Origin of the sequence: Mesorhizobium sp. M7A.F.Ca.MR.362.00.0.0 (genome assembly GCF_004023175.1) — a bacterium.
Lineage (GTDB): Bacteria > Pseudomonadota > Alphaproteobacteria > Rhizobiales > Rhizobiaceae > Mesorhizobium.
Genome location: NZ_RZTF01000476.1, coordinates 619 through 2,680, shown reverse-complemented (window position 1 = coordinate 2,680; position 2,062 = coordinate 619). Strand labels below are relative to the sequence as shown.

The 2,062-nt window shown below is 61.2% G+C and carries 2 protein-coding genes (1 of these 2 cut by a window edge); both read left to right on the top strand.

Going from position 1 to position 2,062, the window contains the following annotated elements:
* A partial coding sequence (locus EOC06_RS44145) for an MFS transporter (protein WP_245470298.1) occupies positions 1-684 on the top strand: 684 nt, incomplete at its 5' end.
* A gap of 68 nt (positions 685-752) precedes the next feature.
* Positions 753-2,062: part of a prolyl oligopeptidase family protein coding region (locus tag EOC06_RS33360; RefSeq protein WP_164898885.1), annotated on the top strand (this coding region is incomplete at its 3' end). Its footprint extends 618 nt past the window's final position; the window shows 1,310 of its 1,928 annotated nt.

Below are 2,062 nucleotides of genomic sequence, written 5' to 3'. Positions count from 1 at the left end.
ACTGAGGGCTGGCCGCCCTTCCTCGTCGGCATCTCCGCCTTCGTGCTGTGCGGCATCTGCCTGGGCTTGGTGCTGCCGCGCTTGCCCAAGGTCGACGAGGCCGGGCATCAAGTTTCCGTCCTGGGTTTCGTGCCGCTGGCGTGGCTGCTTTTGTTTGCCGTCATAGTCGCCGCCGGCTTCGAACAGGGCGCGCTGGCGTTGCTGCCTGTATATGGCACCCATCACGGCATCACCGAGACCCGCATGTCGGCGCTGCTGTCGGTGATGATTGCAGGCAATATCGCCATGCAGGTGCCGCTCGGCCTTTTGGCGGAAAGGCTTTCCGCGCGCCTGGTGCGGCTTGCCTGCGTCGCGATCACGGTGCTCGGCTGCGTCCTGCTTCCGCTTCTCATCGAGTCGCCGCTGATCTGGCCGATGATCTTTGTCTGGGGCGCGGTTTCCTACGGCATCTACACGATGTCGATCATCGAGCTCGGCGAGCGCTTCACCGGCTCCGCACTGGTTGCCGGCAATGCGGCCTTTTCCCTGATGTGGGGCGTCGGCGGTATCGCCGTGCCGCCGCTGGCGGGGGGCGCCATGGATTTTATGGGCGCGAGAGGTCTGCCGATCACGCTTGGCTTGATGTGCCTGGCGCTGGCTATTGCTAGCCTCGCTGGTGGGCGGAAAGCCTCAATTGTGCGCTGAGCATAGTTAATATCGATACGGCCTATCGGCGTTGGCTTTTTCAAAGCAACGCGTTTATCGGAGACCTGATGACCAAGCCTGCCACCCAGACGCCGAATTCCACCCCCTCGACCAACGATCCCTTCCTCTGGCTGGAGGACAGGACAGCCAAACAGTCATTGGACTGGGTACATCGCCAGAACGAGGTCACGGTTGGTGAATTGCAGGGCGATCCGTCCTACCAGGCGTCGTTCCAGACCGCGCTCGACCTGATGACGGCCGAGGACAACATTGCGGTCGGCGCTGCGTTGAAAGGCCATGTCTACAATTTCTGGCAGGACAAGACCAATGTGCTCGGCCTCTGGCGCCGCACGACGGTCGCTTCCTACAAGACCGAGAAGCCCGACTGGGAAACGATCATCGACTTCGACCAGCTTGCGGCGAAGGATGGGATAAAATGGGTTTTTGGCGGCGCAAGCCGACTCTATCCGGACTTCAACCGTTGCCTGGTGAGTATGTCGCCGGATGGCGGTGACGCGAGCGAGATGCGCGAGTTCGACATCGAAACTAAGTCGTTCGTAGAAGACGGGTTTCACGCGCGAGCTTCCAAGTCGGGCTTCAGCTGGCTGGATAAGGACACCGTCATCGTTTCGGCCGCTTTCGACGAGGCCGACAAGACCGAGTCCGGCTATCCGCGAGTCATAAAGCTGTGGAAGCGCGATACCAAGCTGGAAGACGCGACGCCGATCTTCGAGGCGCAGAAAGAGGATCTCGCCGTTGGTGCCGCTGTCGAGTACGACGGTGACAGACGCTATCTGGTCCTGGCTCGAACGCTGAATTTCTTCGCTTCGCACATCTTCCTTCGGCTGCCTTCCGGCGAAAACAAACAGCTGCCGCTACCGGACGACATGACCGATACGGCAATATTCAGGGATCAGCTCGTGTTCGGCGTGCGCAGTCCATGGACGGCGCCCGACGGCACGGTTTGCAAGCCCGACGGCCTCTATTCGCTGAATCTGGCGCACTGGGTCGAGACCGGCGCGCTCGGATCTGTCGAAACCTTGTTCGAGCCGGCATATCGCGTTTCCATCGCCGGCATGGCCCGCACGCAGGACCGGCTGTTCATCAGCCTGATGGACAATGTGCGCGGCAAGGTCGTCGTCTGCGAGCGCAAGGATGGCAACTGGTCGCTGAAACCGGTGGCGCTGCCCGAAAATGGCAATGTCGGCATCAGCCATGCCGAGCAGTTCGGCTCGAGCGTGTCCTTCTCCTTCACCGATTTCCTGACCCCGAGTTCGATCATCTGGTCTGACGACAATGGCGAGACGCTCGCTACCGTGAAGTCGCAGCCGGCGCGTTTCGATGCCTCGCCGCTCATCTCGGAACAGTTCGAGGCGCG